Raw genomic sequence first — 16659 nt, 5'->3', positions numbered from 1 at the left:
TAGCTCTACAAGCTACTCCATGCTTTTGAGATCAAACGTTTTGCATCTTCCACTGCGTCTTCCCCTTTTTCAGCAAGACGTGCCGCATCTCCAGCTAAGGAACTGGCAAAGGATAACGTTGCTAGTTCGGCTTCTAATGTACTGATCTTAAACTCGATACGGCTTACATAACGAGGATATTGTTCATTTACGATCGTTTGTAGCGCATTGTGTGCTTCATTTCGCTCTGAATTGAAATCTTGGCTTCTCTCACCTTTCCAAGAGGTCCCAAGCTTTGGCTGCTTGATTTGCTTTAAGTCTGTTTCTGCCGCATCTTGTTCTTTCTCCACATTGCTTTTCGCTTTTTTTAGTCGAGCTATTTTCTCTTCTATTTCTGTTTGTTTACTTGAGATACCACCGTTAAGGGCAGAAAGCATGTCCGATAAGCTCATAAGGGTTCCTCCCTCCTGTCTAAAAAATAAAAACGCTGCTTAGAGATAGATCTAAACGAGCGCAATGGTGAATAGCACTTTTTCCAATATTGTTATTATAAGGTTCAAAGACTCATGTTTAAATAGGTATTTATACTCTTATTCTGTCATAAATATGCTTTTAATCTGCCATACGCTACACCTTTAGCCCTTATTTATAGGGGGTCTAAAATCACATTCCCCTTCTATGTATAACGAATAGTTATCAAGTCCTAGGACAATAAAAAGCCACTCGATCAGGAGTGACTTACTTTTTCAAACGGCTTATACGGGGCCGATTCTTCTCTATTTGTTGATCCAAATGAATTGACCTGTGTACCCGTAAATAATCGCAAGACCCATTGTAACAAAGCTTAACCTCGAATGTGGACACGCCTCAAGAAGCCCCTGTTGCAATAGACATAATGGCACATATCACAAGTGTAGCTAATAAGAAAATATTACGGTGAATAATGAGTAAATGATAAAACGTTTGCGAAAAACAAACCAAGCACAGACACGACTTCTATCAAAGACAGTAGACGTGGTGATTTCATTTTTTTCCTTCCTTTGTTCGTCTGTTAAGCGTTTTCAAATTATTGTGAAAGAGTGCGTCCATTGAACGAAATCGAATTGCCTGCTTCTCTCTTTTTCACAGGCAATTCGTCATTTAGAAAAATTAAATTTTTGATATTATTGCCGCTCAAGCAGCTCTTGACCCGCAATACCAGGCTTTGTCATCTCGTAAGGATTTAAAATAATATCAAGTTCTTCTTCCGTTAGTACATCATACTGCAAGCAGAGATCTCTGATGGATTGACCTTTTAAAATCGCTTCTCTAGCAATTCTTGCAGCTACTTCATAACCTAAATGAGGGTTTACTGCAGTGATCACACCTGCACTCTTTTCTACATATTCTTTCAAACGTTTTTCATTTGCTTCAATACCAGTCAGGCAATGATCAGTAAATGAACGGAATCCGTTATTCATGATACTAATAGATTGCAGCAAGTTAAAGACTAAAACAGGTTCCATCACATTTAACTCAAGCTGACCTGCTTCAGAAGCGAGGCAGATGGTATGATCATTCCCAATGACTTGGAAAGCGATTTGGTTAATGAGTTCAGCCATGACTGGATTCACTTTCCCCGGCATAATAGATGATCCAGGCTGACGGGCAGGCAGTGCAATTTCAGCAAGACCTGCACGGGGACCAGATGCCATTAAACGAAGATCGTTGGCAATCTTAGACAGGTTCATCATACATACTTTTAAAGCTGCGGATACTTCTGTATAAGCATCTGTATTTTGAGTCGCATCAACAAGGTGATCTGCCCCAACAAGAGGTAATCCAGAAATATCAGCGAGTTTCTTCACCACAATCTCAATATAGCGAGGGTCTGCGTTTAAACCAGTTCCAACGGCTGTAGCACCCATATTCACTTCGTATAAATGCTGCTTTGATTGATGAATACGCTTGATATCACGCCCTATTACGCGGCTATATGCTTCAAATTCTTGTCCTAAACGAATTGGAACAGCATCCTGTAAATGCGTTCGCCCCATTTTGATCACATGATCGAATTCGTTTGCTTTCTTTTGAAACACATCCTGCATTGCTTGCATCGTCTCAAGTAGAATGTCTAACTGCTTGAGCACCGCAATATGAATAGCGGTTGGAAATGAGTCGTTTGTCGATTGTGACATGTTGACATGCGTATTGGGACTTAGATGAATGTATTCACCTTTTTGATGTCCCATTATCTCTAAGGCTCTGTTGCCAATGACCTCATTAGCGTTCATATTCATTGAAGTTCCTGCGCCGCCTTGAATCGGATCAACGATAAAGTACTCGTGCAGTTTTCCTTCAATGACTTCTTCAGAGGCTTTGACGATCGCATTGCCGATTCCTTCATATAAGCGTCCAACTTCCATATTGGCTAGAGCTGCTGCTTTTTTGACGATGGCAAAGGCTCTAATCAGTTCCTCGTGCATGCGATAGCCAGTAATCGGGAAATTCTCTTTTGCACGTAAGGTTTGGACACCGTAGTACACATCTGCTGGAATTTCTTTTTCTCCAAGGAAATCTTTCTCGTAGCGATAAGTTGCGTGAACCATTTCATATGACCTGCTTTCTATAAAATAGGTTAAATCACTAAATCTTCAGCGATTGGTGTTTCCATAATCTTTTTCACTTCTCTTGGATCTGTTGTTTTACCAAGTGCCCACATGAGTTTTGGCACAATGGCTTCAGTATTCATATTTCTTGAACGTGCTACAAGTTCTTGATTGATCTTACGCCCTACTTCATACACACTCATGTCTTCCCCTTCCTCCAGACATTGAGTCGTGATAACAATAGAAATGCCTTCATCTAACAGTTCGTTGATCTTTTCTAAAAGGTTTCTTCCTTCAAAAGGAATTCCGCCGCTGCCATAGCTTTCGATCACTAGACCTTTGTACACACCTTTGATGGCATCTAAAAACTCTGGCTTAAGACCCGGGTGCAGTTTCAATAGGCATACATCTGTATTCAAAGACGCATCTAATTTAAACGGTTTCATGGATGTTCTTTTTACTTTGTTATTGTATTCAATTTGATGATTTTCAATAGATGCAATATATGGGTAGTTAATACTTTCAAATGCATCATAACTTTTCGTTCTTAGTTTAATTGCACGAGTTCCTTGAATCACCCGACCATCAAACACGACATACACTCCGCCTACGCCGTCACATGCAAAGCGAATCGCATCTGTGATGTTTTTCTTTGCATCTGTTTTCTTAAACGTGATAGGGATTTGTGAGCCTGTAATCACGATTGGCTTATCAGGATTTTGCAGCATATAGGAAAGAGCTGCTGATGTGTAGGCCATTGTATCTGTTCCATGGGTGACGACAAAGCCATCATATTGATCGTAATTTTCATAAATGGCTGTTGCGATATCCACCCAATATTCAGGCTGCATATTTGTACTATCTATACTCATAAGGGACTTCGTGTCCATTGTGTACTCAGCATTAATTTCGTTTAAATATTTTAAAAGGTCTTCAGCTTTGACACCAGGAGCTAAACCATTTTCACTTTCTACAGATGCAATCGTTCCACCAGTGGTTAAAAGTAATAGTTTCTTCAACAGGTCCACCTCTTTCAGTAAAATGACTTCGTTTGTCACACATATGATAAGTTCCCTTGTGCTATTCTATAATATACGCTTTACGCGTACCGTCATTGCCATTATAGTCACATAACGCGAATTAATCAAGAAACTGTTACGCATTACGCGTACACTTTTAATAAGAATATGATATACTGTTTGTATATAAAGGAGCGTTCATGTATGATACTCGATCGTTTAACCACCCTTAGAAAAAAGAAAAAATGGTCTCTCCAGCATACGGCAGATCGCCTAGGTATCGCTAAAAGCACCTATGCCGGTTACGAATCTGGATACCGACGACCTTCGCTTGAAGCAGTGAAACTGCTCGCTGATTTGTATGATACGTCCATTGATTTTTTACTTGGTAGAACGGACGAGCCAGAGTTCCAACGTAACATCTCTGATATCAAAATTGAGCTAACGGAAGCAAAAGAAGGAACCGTCCTCGTAGATGGCGTTCCACTAACCGATGAAGAAATCAAACAGCTTGTTGCCTTTATTCGGGCGAAAAACACTCTGAAAGTATAAAATAAAAGAGAGGAACCCTTCACATGGTCCTCTCTTTTATGCTTATTATATCAGTTGTTCTATCCCTTTATGTATCACCTGATTTGCTTGATCAATGGTGTCATTGACTGCTTTCACACCTTACCCGCTAGCTCAAATGCTTTTTTCCCATAATCCACTACAGCATGAATCCGGGTCCTTTCAAAACACCGCAATGTTACATGCCATAGTCTTTATATTCCTTCTCAATTCTTTTCTCTTTTCCTCTCGTCTTTTTCGCTCAAGCCCTTCCCATTTTCGAATTTCCGCTTCCACTGCCGAATCTCTTCAGCCGCTTCCTGAAACTTTTGAGTGAGCGCAAGCGTTTGACTTGAATCCAACTTTCGCACCCCTTTCCCAATTTAACGTACAAATGGATGATTTTATATGTTCTCATTATAAATAAAAAGACACCAAAAAAATCACTCTAAAAAACCATTCAGCACATCACCTAATCAAAGCAGGCCTTTTTCCTCTCTATTTTCCAGTGAAAACCTTTCTTGTTATGAAGCGCATTCAAGACATGATAAAATGGTGGTATTCTACAAAAGGAGTGACGTATAGATGAGAGAGGAAATGATTGAACGTTTCACAAACTATGTGAAAGTTGATACCCAGTCTGATGCAAATCAAGAAAGCTGCCCATCCACTGAAGGACAATTGAACTTAGCTAGACAGCTTGTCGATGAAATGAAAGCAATCGGGATTCAAGAAGTGACAATGGATGAGAACGGTTATGTCATGGGAACAATACCATCCAATACAGATAAAGAAGTACCGACCATTGGCTTCCTAGCTCATATCGACACAGCGACGGACTTCACCGGTAAGAATGTGAAACCACAGATTCATGAGAACTATCAGGGCGGCGACATCACGTTAAATGAAGAGCTACATATCGTTTTATCTCCAAAACAGTTTCCTAATTTACAAAAGTACCAAGGACATACGCTCATTACCACTGATGGCACAACCTTGCTTGGTGCAGATAACAAGGCGGGCATTGCAGAGATTATGACCGCCATGCATTACCTCATTCAGCATCCAGAGATCAAGCACGGCAAGATTCGAGTTGCCTTCACACCGGATGAAGAAATCGGAAGGGGTCCGCACAAGTTTGATGTCGATGCATTTGGCGCTTCCTATGCTTATACGATTGATGGCGGACCGCTTGGAGAGCTTCAATATGAAAGCTTCAACGCAGCAGGTGCGAAAGTGTCCATTCAAGGAAACAACGTCCATCCAGGGACAGCGAAAAACAAGATGGTCAGTGCTGCTAAAATCGGGATGCTTTTTCACAACAAGCTTCCTTCTGATGAATCTCCAGAGTATACAGAGGGGTATGAAGGCTTTTTCCACTTGACGAAGTTTGTGGGAGAAGTGGAAGAAGCAGAGCTACAGTATATTATTCGAGATTTTGATAAAGAAACATTCAACAATCGCAAGGCACTCTTTGAAAAGATTGCAACTGACTTAAGAGCTGTCTACGGCGAAAAGAGCATCACGCTCAAGATTCAGGATCAATATTATAATATGAAAGAAAAAATTGAGCCGGTGAAACATATTGTGGATATCGCCTATGAAGCGATGGAAAACCTATCAGTGACACCTATAATTGAACCAATTCGCGGCGGAACTGACGGCTCTCAGCTTTCATACAAAGGACTTCCAACACCAAATATCTTTACAGGCGGAGAGAACTTCCATGGCAAATATGAATTTATCTCTGTTGAAAATATGCTCAAAGCAACAGAAGTCATCGTAGAAATTGCGCGTTTATTTGAAGAAAAAGCATAAAACATGTTTACAACCGTTCCTGTTCGGGAACGGTTTTTTAATAAAAGTTTACAATTTTCTGAAACTTTTATGACACTGAATCGTACTAATAAAGACAACCCCAGAAAAATTCTTCTTGACGAATGAAATAATTGGAAATATAATAGTTAAAAACAACCAGTATTTTATACCTAAATTAGCAGATGTACTAAACCAAAAGAACTAAGTCACTTCTGCTTTTTATTTTCAGTTATAAACATCACTCACCCTGTCTATACTTAAAGAATAGGATGAATTGGAGGAATGTCATATGGTCATTTTGTTCATTATCGCTTCACTTTGTTGCTACTTACTTTTCTCTTTCAAAAAAGATAACCGCACCCAAAAACGAAAAAATGCAGATCTCTCGGAGTTTGAAATCTTTCGTATACGCCGCCATTACAATGGCAAACGCCAACACCCCTTAAACAATGCACCCAAACAAGTATAGAGTAAAGAAAGAGTCTCCCATGTGGCTCTTTTCAGATAATGGACAAAGGGCTAAATAAGTATCATTTTAGCCCTTTGTTTTCTTTTTATCGTGACCTGAAAACCTGAAGTCTGGATGATCGCTACAGGTGCCGGCAGTATCACGATCTCACGGTTTCTGTGTCGGACTAGCCGGTGTCCTCATTGCTGATTGATTCATGTAGAAAAATAAATTGAAAAATCATTGACTTTTCCTCAAAAAGGTTGAATAATTGTGTTTATTAAGAAAATTGAATCAAAAAGTAACCTTATTAAGAGTGGTGGAGGGACTGGCCCTGCGAAACCCGGCAACCGCTGTTCCTTGTAACAGAATGGTGCTAATTCCTTAAACAAGCATGTGTGCTTGTTTGAAGATAAGGCAGAGATCTTACAGTATATGATGCTCTTCCTTATCAAAGGAAGGGCTTTTTTATTTTGAACTCAAGGAAAGAAGGGATTCACTATGACTAAAGTACAAGCAATCGGAAAGAAAACAAAAAAACCGCCGTTTCGCGCAGATCAAGTAGGCAGTTTGCTTCGATCTAACCGCATCAAAGAAGCACGCCGGCAAAGAACAGCCGGTACGCTGACAGCAGATCAGCTTCGGCAAATTGAAAATGAAGAAATCACACGTATTGTTGAAAAACAAAAAGAGATTGGGCTAGAGGTCGTCACAGATGGAGAGTTCAGACGTGCTTGGTGGCATTTTGATTTCCTTGAAGGGCTTGATGGAGTCGAAGGCTTTGAAGCAGATCAGGGCATTCAATTCCACAACACAACAACAAAAGCACGAGGCATTAAAGTGACGGACAAAATTGACTTTACAGATCATCCGATGATTGAGGACTATCGTTTCCTTCATCGTATCGCTGGAGATCATACAGCCAAAATGACCATCCCAAGCCCAAATATGCTCTTTTTCCGTGGGAAGCTAGAAGAAGGTGTGTACGACCATTTAGATGATTTCCACCATGATGTCGCACAAGCCTATAAAAAAGCAATTTGCGCCTTCTATGATGCTGGCTGTCGCTACTTACAATTAGACGATACTGCATGGGCTGTGTTCTTTTCTGAAAAAGGTCATGAACAAATTAAAGCCTTTGGTCGTGAGGCAGATGAGCTCCGTGAGTCGTTTGCTAAAACAATCAATGAGGCCGTTGCTGATCGTCCAGACGATTTAGTCGTCACTATGCACATTTGCCGTGGTAATTTCAAATCAACTTGGGCGGCTGAAGGTGGTTATGAGGCGGCGGCAGAAACGATCTTTGATGGTTTAGACTTGGATGGTCTTTTCCTCGAGTTCGACGATGAGCGTTCAGGTGGGTTCGAGCCCCTTCGATATGTCAAAAATCCAAACCTTCAAATCGTTCTTGGACTTGTGACATCAAAGTACGGTGAGCTTGAGCCTGCTGAACAAATCAAAAAGCGAATCGAAGAAGCGACTCAATATGTGAACATCAACCAAATTTGTCTGAGTCCACAATGCGGATTCGCTTCCACTGAAGAAGGAAATCTGTTGACAGAAGAACAGCAATGGGAAAAGTTGCGCCATGTAATCGAGATTGCTGACCAAGTGTGGGAATAGGTCGATCTACTTAAAGCCTGATACAACCAAGAAAAGAACCGCTTACGGTTCTTTCTTTTCTTTGATAAAGTTGTTTGATTATATTTCTTCGACATATCATTTGAGGTAAAGTGAAAATATAAATGTTTACCCATTTATCCAAAACGAAAGGCGACATCAATTAAGTTTAAAAATATTAACTCTCACTCTAATACCGTCAGTTCATTATATGAACGATTACAATCTGTAATGTATCCAATATCAACCAAATGACCTAAGACATATAAAAAGCCCACATTCTATTAAAAGATTGTGGGTGTGTTTTTAAAAAAAGAGCATACATAATAGGACACTGACCACTATGAATAAAAGATACATATAGTCGATCCAGGATGTGCTGATGACATGGTAATACGTTCGCTCTCTCGTCCCCGTGAAGCCTCTTGCTTCCATCGCAATGGCAATACGTTCTGACTTTCGTACACCTTGTGTAAAAAGGGGCACTGCATAGCGAATAAAGGCCTTCCAGCCGCTTTTTTGCTTGTATCCTCTAATTTTATGTGCAGCCTTCATTTGTTTCAATTCACTTTGAAACAAAGGGATAAAGCGAAAACCAGCGAGCATACCATACGCCCATTTTGGTGAAAGTCGACATTGATGGATCAAACTCATCATAAAAGCAGTCAAATCGGTCGTTGACGTAAAAAGGAGACCAAATGTAACAAAGCCAAGCATTCTGAAAGATATGGTCAGTCCATTTCTTAGACTCTCCTCTGTCATATGAAACCATGCCCACTTCCAGACAGTATGATCCCCCTTGCCAAAAGCCGCCATCATCCAAAACACTAGAATGAAAAAGAGTAGATAAGGAACCAGTCTTGTTGTGAGATACCTGATATTCCATCCACCTAAGACAAGCCCGATCCCAAGAGCAAATAACCAAATGATGAAAGTTGTTTTTGGATCTGAAATGGCCATCAAACAACACATAGCAAGAAGATGAGCAAGTAATTTCAATACTGGATTTACCGTGGATAGAAAGGAGTGGTTACTCTGCAATGGTCAGCACTTCCTTTCTTTCAAACATATATTGATAATGCAATGGCACTCTCAATTGATAAGAATCAACAAGTTCACGATTCGAAAATAAATCATAAGGAGTGCCATCATACACATGCTCCCCTTGATGAAAAAGAAGTACCTGATCAGCGCACTCATCGACAAGCTCCATATCATGTGTGACCATGATAATGGTTGTCCCTTGACGTTGACGCTCTTTCAAACGTCTGATTAATTCCTTCGCTGTTTTTTCGTCCTGTCCAAATGTCGGTTCATCTAAGATTAATACATCTTGATCGAAGAGCAACATCGTGGCGACACTTAATCTTCTCTTTTGCCCTAGACTTAAAGTAAATGGGTGTGCCTTTTCATGTTTGGCTAGACCGAATTCTTCCAAAAGTTGATACGTTTTTTCTCGCACATCTGATTCTGGCCAATTCCGCTGTCTCCCACCAAATGCGATTTCATCAAACACTGTATCCTGTACAAACTGAAGCTCTGGATTCTGAAACACAAAGCCTACCTTTTCATATAATAACCGGTCAGACCATTTTTTCAGATGTTTTTCCTTCAAGAAAATGTGACCCTTTTTCACTGGTTCTAAACGAATCAAATGTTTGAGAAATGTGCTTTTGCCGCTTCCATTCTCCCCAATCACAGAAATCCAATTCCCAGCTTTCATTTCAACATGAAGATCACTCATGATCGACTTTTTTCCGTATCCTAATTGCAGTTTCTCTGTTCGAATAAACGTCTCGTAATCTGTTGATTCTTTCTCTTCACACTGCTGTTTTCTTGCTTCAAAAGTTTGAATGAGGGTTTGACTGATTGGATGAAATGGGTCTTGAATGATAGTTGACCATTTCTCGGGAAATATTTTTGGTCGCCAAATACCTGCTGCTTTCATCTCTTCCTCATATGTTGTGATCACGTCTTTTGGATGTCCATCTGCTAAAATATGACCTTGATGATCTAATAAGATAACTCGATCCATCCATTCGATGACACCATCTAACACATGTTCAACAAAAATCATGGTCTGATCTTGATCAGTTGCAAGGTGCTGAAGCAGTTGAAATACCTCCATTCGCCCTGCTGGATCGAGCTGTGCAGTTGGTTCATCAAAGAACAGTACCTCCGGCTCTAAAGCTAGTAAGCAAGCAAGAGCCAAACGCTGTTTCATGCCGCCAGACAATGTTTGAATGTCTGTATGCGGATCGACATTTAGTTGTACTTTTTGCATGAGATGCTGAATGATGTCATCCATCTCTTCACGAGGTACGGAACGGTTCTCTAAGCTAAATGCAATTTCTTCATTGACCCGGTGCATACAAAACTGAGTATCAGGGTCTTGAAACATGACACCTGTATGCTTTCTTAAAACAACTTCTCCCTGAACATCTGCTTCCATATGTTCTGGTATGATCCCAGCAAGTACAGAAATCAGTGTGGATTTCCCGCAGCCGCTCGGTCCTAAAATAAGCACCTTTTCCCCCTTCTGAATAGAAAGGGAAACCTGCTGGAGGACGGGCTTTGACTGCTCATAAAAACGGACAGTGAGTTTACTGCACGCGAGAAATGAATCCATGCTGTTCACCCTTGTTTCGTTTTTCCTTCATGATCGCATATTGATTCAGTACACCGGTCTTGGATAATGCATCCACTACAACTTTTGCTAAGCATCCACCGAGTATCATGCCACTGATGATTTGAGTCACAAGTGTCATGAGTAAAACTTGAGGCGTGTAATAACCAAATCCATTGGCGATAAGACTGTAAGCCATGGCTCCCACAGCCGCAAAGGCACCAGACAGCATGAGAATCCACATGTGATATCGTTTGTAGCCAAAAAGAGCAAAAGCGATTTCTGCCCCAAGTCCTTGGCATACACCTATCAATAGCGCAGACAATCCGAAATGACTGCCTGTTAGTAATTCCACTGCAGCAGCTGCAGTTTCTGCAATGAAAGCAGCGCCTGGCTTTTGTATAATATAAGCAACGATTGGGCTAGCGATCACCCAAATACCAAACATGATATTGCCTCCTGCTGGACCAACAAGTGCTGTAATCGGTAAATAAAGAGTGGACCATCCTAAGTAGATCACACCGCACACAACAGATAGAATCACAGCAAGGACGACTTCTTTCATCTTCCACGTCATGATGAATGCACCTCCAGTTGGACTGGCCACTCTTCCACAGTGAACGCCATTTCCCAGAATTTATACTCAAGCTGACAGCTTAAGAAAAAATGCTGTTTCATTTTTTCTTTCTCTTTTTTACTTGCTTCTTCTGCCCATTGATCAAGCCGTTTGCAGAGCTCGACTGTTACTGAATCGGTTAGCCCTCCATAGAACGTGATCCATTCATAAAATGGATGAGTTGGATTAGGTTGAACGTCTGAGATCAGCCGCTTACCTATTTCCCAATATGTCCAAGGACATGGAAGCAGGACGGCGATTATTTCTCCAAGTGTACCTTCTTGAGCAACTTGCAGCATGTGGTGGATATAGTGATGAGCACTTGGCGCCAAAGGAGAACCTTGCAAATCATCATATTCCACACCTGCCACTCGGCATAGGTTTTGATGAGGATGTGTCTCACTATCTAGTACAAAAGCTATCTGCTGATGGAAAAAGGCAATGTCCTCTCTGTCTGTACACCTGCTGATCGCTGCCGCATAAATTTTAATAAATGCATTTAAGTATTCTGCATCTTGTTTGACGTAATGAATGATCTGTTCCTTTTCAAGCTTTCCTGCTGCCAGTCCCCTGACAAACGGATGCTGATAAATGGCTTCAAATAATGGCTCTGCTTCTTTCCTTAATTGCGTTGAAAATGTCATAAAAAAGCCTCCTCTTCTTCAGTTGAATAAATGAAAAAGCCACCCCAAATGGAGCGGCCTTCTTATCGATTCAATCATGAATAAGACAAGGTCCAGCTCCACTTCCCTCCGCTAGTATGAACTAGATCAGGTTCAAAGGGTCCAAGATTTCTCTTGTCTCAGTCATACATGACTCCCCTAGTGGACTTTTGTCATTTAATTATCTTTACTCTACACATGTGGCGAATGGCTGTCAACCGCCTTTCTTAATTCAATGTTTTGATCTGTATATTAGATGGTTTTGACAAAAAGACGTGCTGTTTCTTCACTTGATCCTGGATTTTGTCCCGTAATGATTTGTCCGTCTACAATCGCAAACGGCGCAAATGCTTCACCTTTTTCAAACTTTGCACCTTGCTCACGAAGCTTCGTTTCCAATAAGAATGGAACCTTTGAAGTGAGCTGAACGGCATCTTCTTCTTCGTTCGTAAAGCCTGTTATTCTCTTACCAGCAATAAATGGTTGACCATCTTGACCTTTTACATCAACGAAGGCAGAAACTCCGTGGCAAACGGCACCGACTACACCATTTTTCTCTGAAATAGCCAAGATCGCATCGGCTACTAGTGAATTGGAAGCGAAGTCGATCATCGGTCCATGTCCTCCTGCAAAAAAGATGCCATCATAATCAGCTGGGTTGACATCTGTTAAAGCTGTTGTGTCTTGAAGTAATTCATACACATCTTGATATTTTGCTGGAACACCTTCTGGGATTGAGTTTTTATCAATCGGTACAGTGCCGCCTTGAATGGAGACAATTTGTACATCTAGCTCATTTTCTTTAAAAATATGAAATGGTTCAGCTAATTCTTCTAACCATAAACCAGTTGGATGTCCGTTCATTTCCTTGCTGCTTGTCGATACTAATAAAACTTTCTTACTCAATTTAATCATCCTTTCCATTCATCATGTGACCATTTTATATTTTGTACAATTAAATATCAAACAATTAGATTTAGGATAAAGTCTTTAAATATACCCGATTTTCTAAAATATTTTACATAAAATGATATCTAATTAATAGATCATATTCTATTGAAAGGGAATTTCATGTAAAATTGTCATTGATTCATATGATTATGAAAAATGCATGAAGAACCTCTTACCCTAGAAGAGACTTTCAAAGGAGTGGAAAACGAGATGAAAACCTATTCGATTGTGATGATCATCATCACACTCTGTATCATATTGGCCGTATTTTTAATGAAATTAACAACAGTCCTGTTCGGAAAAGTGATTTTGGCTGTTGCCCTTGCTATCTGTCTGACATCAGTTGTTCGATTAATTAGCCTTCGAAAGTAAATGCCGCCCAATGTGGCGGCATTTTTTTATGATCGAGATTACATGACATATAAGAGCGTTGCTAATGCCAATATAGCTGGTAATCCTTGTTTCACAATAATCAATTTATTGGATGTAAAGCCACCAAACAAAGAAGCTATTACTACACAAATGACGAAGAATAACTGAATCATATATCCGACTGGATTTGATCCGAGAATAAGCCCCCAAATGAGTCCTGCAGCAAGAAAACCATTATACAGGCCTTGATTGGCAAACATCACTTTCACATTTGGGTCTCCTTGTAAATGTTCAGGTAACCGAAAAGACCTCTTTGCCATATTTGATTGCATAAAAAACATTTCCAATAACATGATGACAATATGTTCAAAAGCTACAATACCCACTAAAATCATGGCCAAAACATTCAATTAGTTAACTCCTTTCTGGTAGACGATCATGAATTTTTATTTTATCGGTGTATAAATCAAAGTCTTGTATCAAATCTAAAGCCTCACTAAAACGACTTTGTGGAATATCTTTCATTTTCCTCACACCGAATTCCTTTTTAAGAAAAGCCATGATGGTATTTATATGAAGCTTACCATGCCCATCATACTCCAAATGGCTGCAAAAAGTCTGCATCGTCCCTCGAATCACTTTTAATTGCTTGTCAGTGACACAACTCATTGGTAACGCTCATCCTTTCCTGTTTTTTAACAGCTAAAAGAGTCCTAATTGAAAGAAAAACCTTCCAGTCTCTATTATATAATGATTTCATTCGGATATCAAAACAAATCAGAACATATATTCGATAAAAACAAATCATACAAGCAGAAATTCCTTTTGATGCTATATAAAAAAGCCCGATTCATTGTAGAATCCGGCTTTCTATTTAATTATTTTTAGAAATTAATACCTTCCCAACGGAGCGATCTTTACTTTGTCCAATGACTTTAAAGGAGACACCAAATGTCGGTACATCACGTCCAGCATCTGGATTATTTGAATTGACGTAATTCTTTTTATCGCTAAATGTACGAGTTGGACGAATATAGCGATCTTCCAACGTCAGTCCCGTTGTCGCTGTATAATCAATATTCAGCTTTGTACTTGGATTAAGAGAAAATGCTGCATCATGTACTTGGAAGCCTGTGGCTCCGATTGAGCCGTCACTCCATTTCAATACCTGCTGATCAGCATCTACCACACCAAGGAAACCGTTTCCTGGATGTTTCCCCACCCAGTTATCGCTATAAGATTGGTCTACGTACCACACGAGCAAACCATTATTATAGCTCATAAGGCTTGCTCCACGTTTGATATGCTTCAATCCTTTATCTACATCGGCATAGGAACGCCACTCTAGTAAATAATATTGTTTTGTATATTGCTTTCCGTTAGACTGAGAGAATCCATTAAATGAAAAAGTAGATTTTCCCTCGGCATCATCTGACCATACTTCAGTTCCATCTGCTGTTACTTTGAGATCATCCACTAGTAAACCTGGTAGCGAATAACCCGCATCGGTTGTGTAGCGGAATTGCAAATCAATCTTTTTCCCTGCATAGGCGGATAAGTCAAAGGTCGCGTCTACCCAGCCATTCGATTTGCCATCTATGCCATTGCCTTCATTTGCACCTGCTTTATTTTGATCATTTGTAATATTTCCAGCAATGGTTTTCCATTGATCTGTTCCAGCTTCACGTACCTCTACATAGGCGTAATCATAATCTTCTTCAATATCGTACCAAGCTTTAAACGTAAGCTCTGCTTTGTTGCCCTTCGTCAAGTCAATGCTTGTTGTCGTCATTGTCGCATTCAGATTGTCACCCGTACCGCTATAATAGGAGTATTCTCCTTGGGCGGGCTTTGTGACGACAATCTCTTTATCTGGTAAATCTACTCGAACAATATCATGATTAGTGCCTTTTGTTGCTGCTTCATCAATCAACACTGTTTTGCTTTTCTTTAATGTTTTGCCATCAATTGTTCGACCAGAAAGCCAGTTTCCACCATGCAAGCTTTGGAGCATTTCTTTCGCATATGGACTAAAGCCTGTTGGTTCCGTACCAGGCACTTTGCCTGCCCAGCTACCACTCGACATAATCGACCAGTAGGAAACGGGTTCTCCTCTGCCTGTGTATTGTGTATCATACTCGTCAGGTAGACCAAGATCATGCCCAAATTCATGTGCGAAGACACCTGCAGCGCCATCTTCAGGCTCAATTGTATAATCTAAACCGCCTAATTTGCCGCCTTGACCGACTTCAGATTCAGTGTCTGGAATCTCAAAAACATCACCAAGTGACCAGCGATGCGACCAAATTGCGTCATCACCGAGCTGCCCGCCACCTGCTTCCTCACCTACACCAGCGTGAACAACCATGAGATGATCAATGATGCCGTCTGGCTCATTATAGACGCCATCTCCATCAATATCATAGCGATCCCATTGGTCATAATCACTTAGATCAATATTCGGATCTTTTGCAGCAACTTCAAGGGCTTCTTTCACCAATTCACGCGGTCTTTCATCACTGCCTCCTTCTTCAGGCGTGTTTCCACCGTAATAGGCTGCTTCATGCTTGGCTGTGTACCATCCAGCAACTGTTCCACTCAACGTGTAACTGCCGCCAGATTGTTTTTCATAATATTGCTTCATAGAAACTTTGCGTTTACCGTCTGGACCAATGTAGCCATTTTTTCCAAAAAGCATATTTTGATAGTGTTGTTGATCATAATTTTCATAAAACATATCTGTTTCTTCTTTTTTGATGCTATTATGCTTATAATCTTTAAAATCTACTAATAAAACCAACACTTTATCATTGCGAACTTCGCCTTTATACTTTTCCTTTTGGACTGGTTTGAGCTCATTGCTCTCTTTTCCTTTATGCTTCTTCAGTTTTTTCTTTTTTGCTAATTTATTATGTACTTCTTGTTTGTATTCTTTCAGGAACTCAGGCTCTTCTGTTAAGTTACTTGCATGTTGTTTCATGGCAGCTTCTTCTTTTTTCTTTAGATATTTTTTTAATGCCTGTTGGGTTTCAACCTCATTTGCATTCTTTTTGATTTTCCCTTGTTTTTTTAAGGCTTTGATGAGGCGGTCTTCATTCACTACACTTGCGTCGAATGGAAAGCCTGAATAATGACCGCCATCTGAGGATGTTGACTTTTCTGATGTGTGGGCAGATAGAGGGGTGCTGAAAGCTGTCAATGTACCTAAACTGAGGACAGCTGTTAGTGCTATGCTCGTCCATTTCCCTTTTTTCATATGGGTTCCTCCCTAATTTGGTAATAAATAATATCTAATTCTAGCATATTCCAATATACTTAAGTCGAAAAATATTTTATTTTTAGGAATTTTGTGGAATATGCACAATACATGAATATCATTGAGTGAAAATGCTCTAGAATAGAAGAACCCTA

At 40.2% G+C, this 16659-nt stretch carries 16 protein-coding genes and 2 riboswitches; of the genes, 4 read left to right on the top strand and 12 right to left on the bottom strand.

All coding sequences use genetic code 11. From position 1 onward, the window contains the following. Positions 1 to 5 precede the first annotated feature (5 nt). The 3 genes from ABVJ71_RS12015 to ABVJ71_RS12005 form a co-directional block, all read right to left on the bottom strand. The gene (locus tag ABVJ71_RS12015) at positions 6 to 431 is read right to left on the bottom strand and encodes a DUF5082 family protein (protein ID WP_353854211.1); all 426 of its coding nucleotides are present in this window, start codon (positions 429 to 431) and stop codon (positions 6 to 8) included. A gap of 711 nt (positions 432 to 1142) precedes the next feature. Further along, on the bottom strand, positions 1143 to 2567 hold the full coding sequence (aspA, locus tag ABVJ71_RS12010) for an aspartate ammonia-lyase (protein WP_353854210.1): 1425 nt from the start codon (positions 2565 to 2567) through the stop codon (positions 1143 to 1145). A 29-nt stretch (positions 2568 to 2596) separates the two neighbouring features. Next, entirely contained in the window at positions 2597 to 3586 is a 990-nt protein-coding gene (locus ABVJ71_RS12005) for an asparaginase (protein ID WP_353854209.1), read from the bottom strand. 204 nt (positions 3587 to 3790) lie between these two features. On the opposite strand from ABVJ71_RS12005, the gene ABVJ71_RS12000 reads away from it, so the two are divergent. Next, positions 3791 to 4138, top strand: coding sequence for a helix-turn-helix transcriptional regulator (locus tag ABVJ71_RS12000; RefSeq protein ID WP_353854208.1), 348 nt, complete (start codon positions 3791 to 3793; stop codon positions 4136 to 4138). A 224-nt stretch (positions 4139 to 4362) separates the two neighbouring features. Here the strand turns inward: ABVJ71_RS12000 and ABVJ71_RS11995 are convergent, their stop codons facing one another. After that, positions 4363 to 4497, bottom strand: a complete 135-nt coding sequence (locus tag ABVJ71_RS11995) for a hypothetical protein (RefSeq protein WP_353854207.1) — start codon at positions 4495 to 4497, stop codon at positions 4363 to 4365. A 223-nt stretch (positions 4498 to 4720) separates the two neighbouring features. On the opposite strand from ABVJ71_RS11995, the gene pepT reads away from it, so the two are divergent. Then, a complete protein-coding gene (gene pepT / locus ABVJ71_RS11990) occupies positions 4721 to 5953 on the top strand; it encodes a peptidase T (protein ID WP_353854206.1) in 1233 nt (410 codons plus the stop codon). A gap of 752 nt (positions 5954 to 6705) precedes the next feature. Further along, positions 6706 to 6820: riboswitch (SAM riboswitch) on the top strand. An 82-nt stretch (positions 6821 to 6902) separates the two neighbouring features. Then, the gene (locus ABVJ71_RS11985; protein WP_353854205.1) at positions 6903 to 8024 is read left to right on the top strand and encodes a 5-methyltetrahydropteroyltriglutamate--homocysteine S-methyltransferase; all 1122 of its coding nucleotides are present in this window, start codon (positions 6903 to 6905) and stop codon (positions 8022 to 8024) included. Positions 8025 to 8327: 303 nt separating this feature from the next. Here the strand turns inward: ABVJ71_RS11985 and ABVJ71_RS11980 are convergent, their stop codons facing one another. From ABVJ71_RS11980 to ABVJ71_RS11960, 5 genes are all read right to left on the bottom strand, one after another. After that, positions 8328 to 9062, bottom strand: coding sequence for an energy-coupling factor transporter transmembrane component T (locus ABVJ71_RS11980; RefSeq protein WP_353854204.1), 735 nt, complete (start codon positions 9060 to 9062; stop codon positions 8328 to 8330). Next, entirely contained in the window at positions 9052 to 10650 is a 1599-nt protein-coding gene (locus tag ABVJ71_RS11975; RefSeq protein ID WP_353854203.1) for an ABC transporter ATP-binding protein, read from the bottom strand. The genes ABVJ71_RS11980 and ABVJ71_RS11975 overlap by 11 nt, the downstream gene beginning before the upstream one ends. After that, on the bottom strand, positions 10625 to 11224 hold the full coding sequence (locus tag ABVJ71_RS11970) for an ECF transporter S component (protein WP_353854202.1): 600 nt from the start codon (positions 11222 to 11224) through the stop codon (positions 10625 to 10627). Before ABVJ71_RS11970 ends, ABVJ71_RS11975 begins: the two co-directional genes overlap by 26 nt. Continuing rightward, positions 11221 to 11907 carry a thiaminase II gene (tenA, locus tag ABVJ71_RS11965; RefSeq protein WP_353854201.1) on the bottom strand — a complete coding sequence of 229 codons (687 nt, stop codon included), beginning with the start codon at positions 11905 to 11907 and terminating at the stop codon, positions 11221 to 11223. Before tenA ends, ABVJ71_RS11970 begins: the two co-directional genes overlap by 4 nt. Before the next feature lie 86 nt (positions 11908 to 11993). After that, positions 11994 to 12096, bottom strand: a riboswitch (TPP riboswitch). A gap of 81 nt (positions 12097 to 12177) precedes the next feature. Then, the gene (locus ABVJ71_RS11960; RefSeq protein ID WP_353854200.1) at positions 12178 to 12831 is read right to left on the bottom strand and encodes a type 1 glutamine amidotransferase domain-containing protein; all 654 of its coding nucleotides are present in this window, start codon (positions 12829 to 12831) and stop codon (positions 12178 to 12180) included. 255 nt (positions 12832 to 13086) lie between these two features. Here ABVJ71_RS11960 and ABVJ71_RS11955 point away from each other — a divergent pair, with 255 nt between their 5' ends. After that, positions 13087 to 13248, top strand: a complete 162-nt coding sequence (locus ABVJ71_RS11955) for a hypothetical protein (protein ID WP_353854199.1) — start codon at positions 13087 to 13089, stop codon at positions 13246 to 13248. Between the two features lie 38 nt (positions 13249 to 13286). Here ABVJ71_RS11955 and ABVJ71_RS11950 read toward each other — a convergent pair whose 3' ends face one another. From ABVJ71_RS11950 to ABVJ71_RS11940, 3 genes are all read right to left on the bottom strand, one after another. Continuing rightward, positions 13287 to 13658: a DUF1304 domain-containing protein gene (locus ABVJ71_RS11950; RefSeq protein ID WP_353854198.1), complete on the bottom strand. Its 372-nt coding sequence runs from the start codon at positions 13656 to 13658 to the stop codon at positions 13287 to 13289. A 4-nt stretch (positions 13659 to 13662) separates the two neighbouring features. After that, a complete protein-coding gene (locus ABVJ71_RS11945) occupies positions 13663 to 13917 on the bottom strand; it encodes an ORF6C domain-containing protein (protein WP_353854197.1) in 255 nt (84 codons plus the stop codon). A gap of 205 nt (positions 13918 to 14122) precedes the next feature. Continuing rightward, positions 14123 to 16504 (bottom strand): immune inhibitor A domain-containing protein, encoded by a 2382-nt coding sequence (locus ABVJ71_RS11940; RefSeq protein ID WP_353854196.1) that lies wholly within the window; start codon positions 16502 to 16504, stop codon positions 14123 to 14125. Positions 16505 to 16659 lie beyond the last annotated feature (155 nt).

It is taken from the genome of Bacillus sp. Bos-x628, assembly GCF_040500475.1.
Classification (GTDB): domain Bacteria; phylum Bacillota; class Bacilli; order Bacillales; family Bacillaceae; genus Bacillus; species Bacillus maqinnsis.
This window is presented reverse-complemented; position numbering and strand designations above follow the sequence as displayed.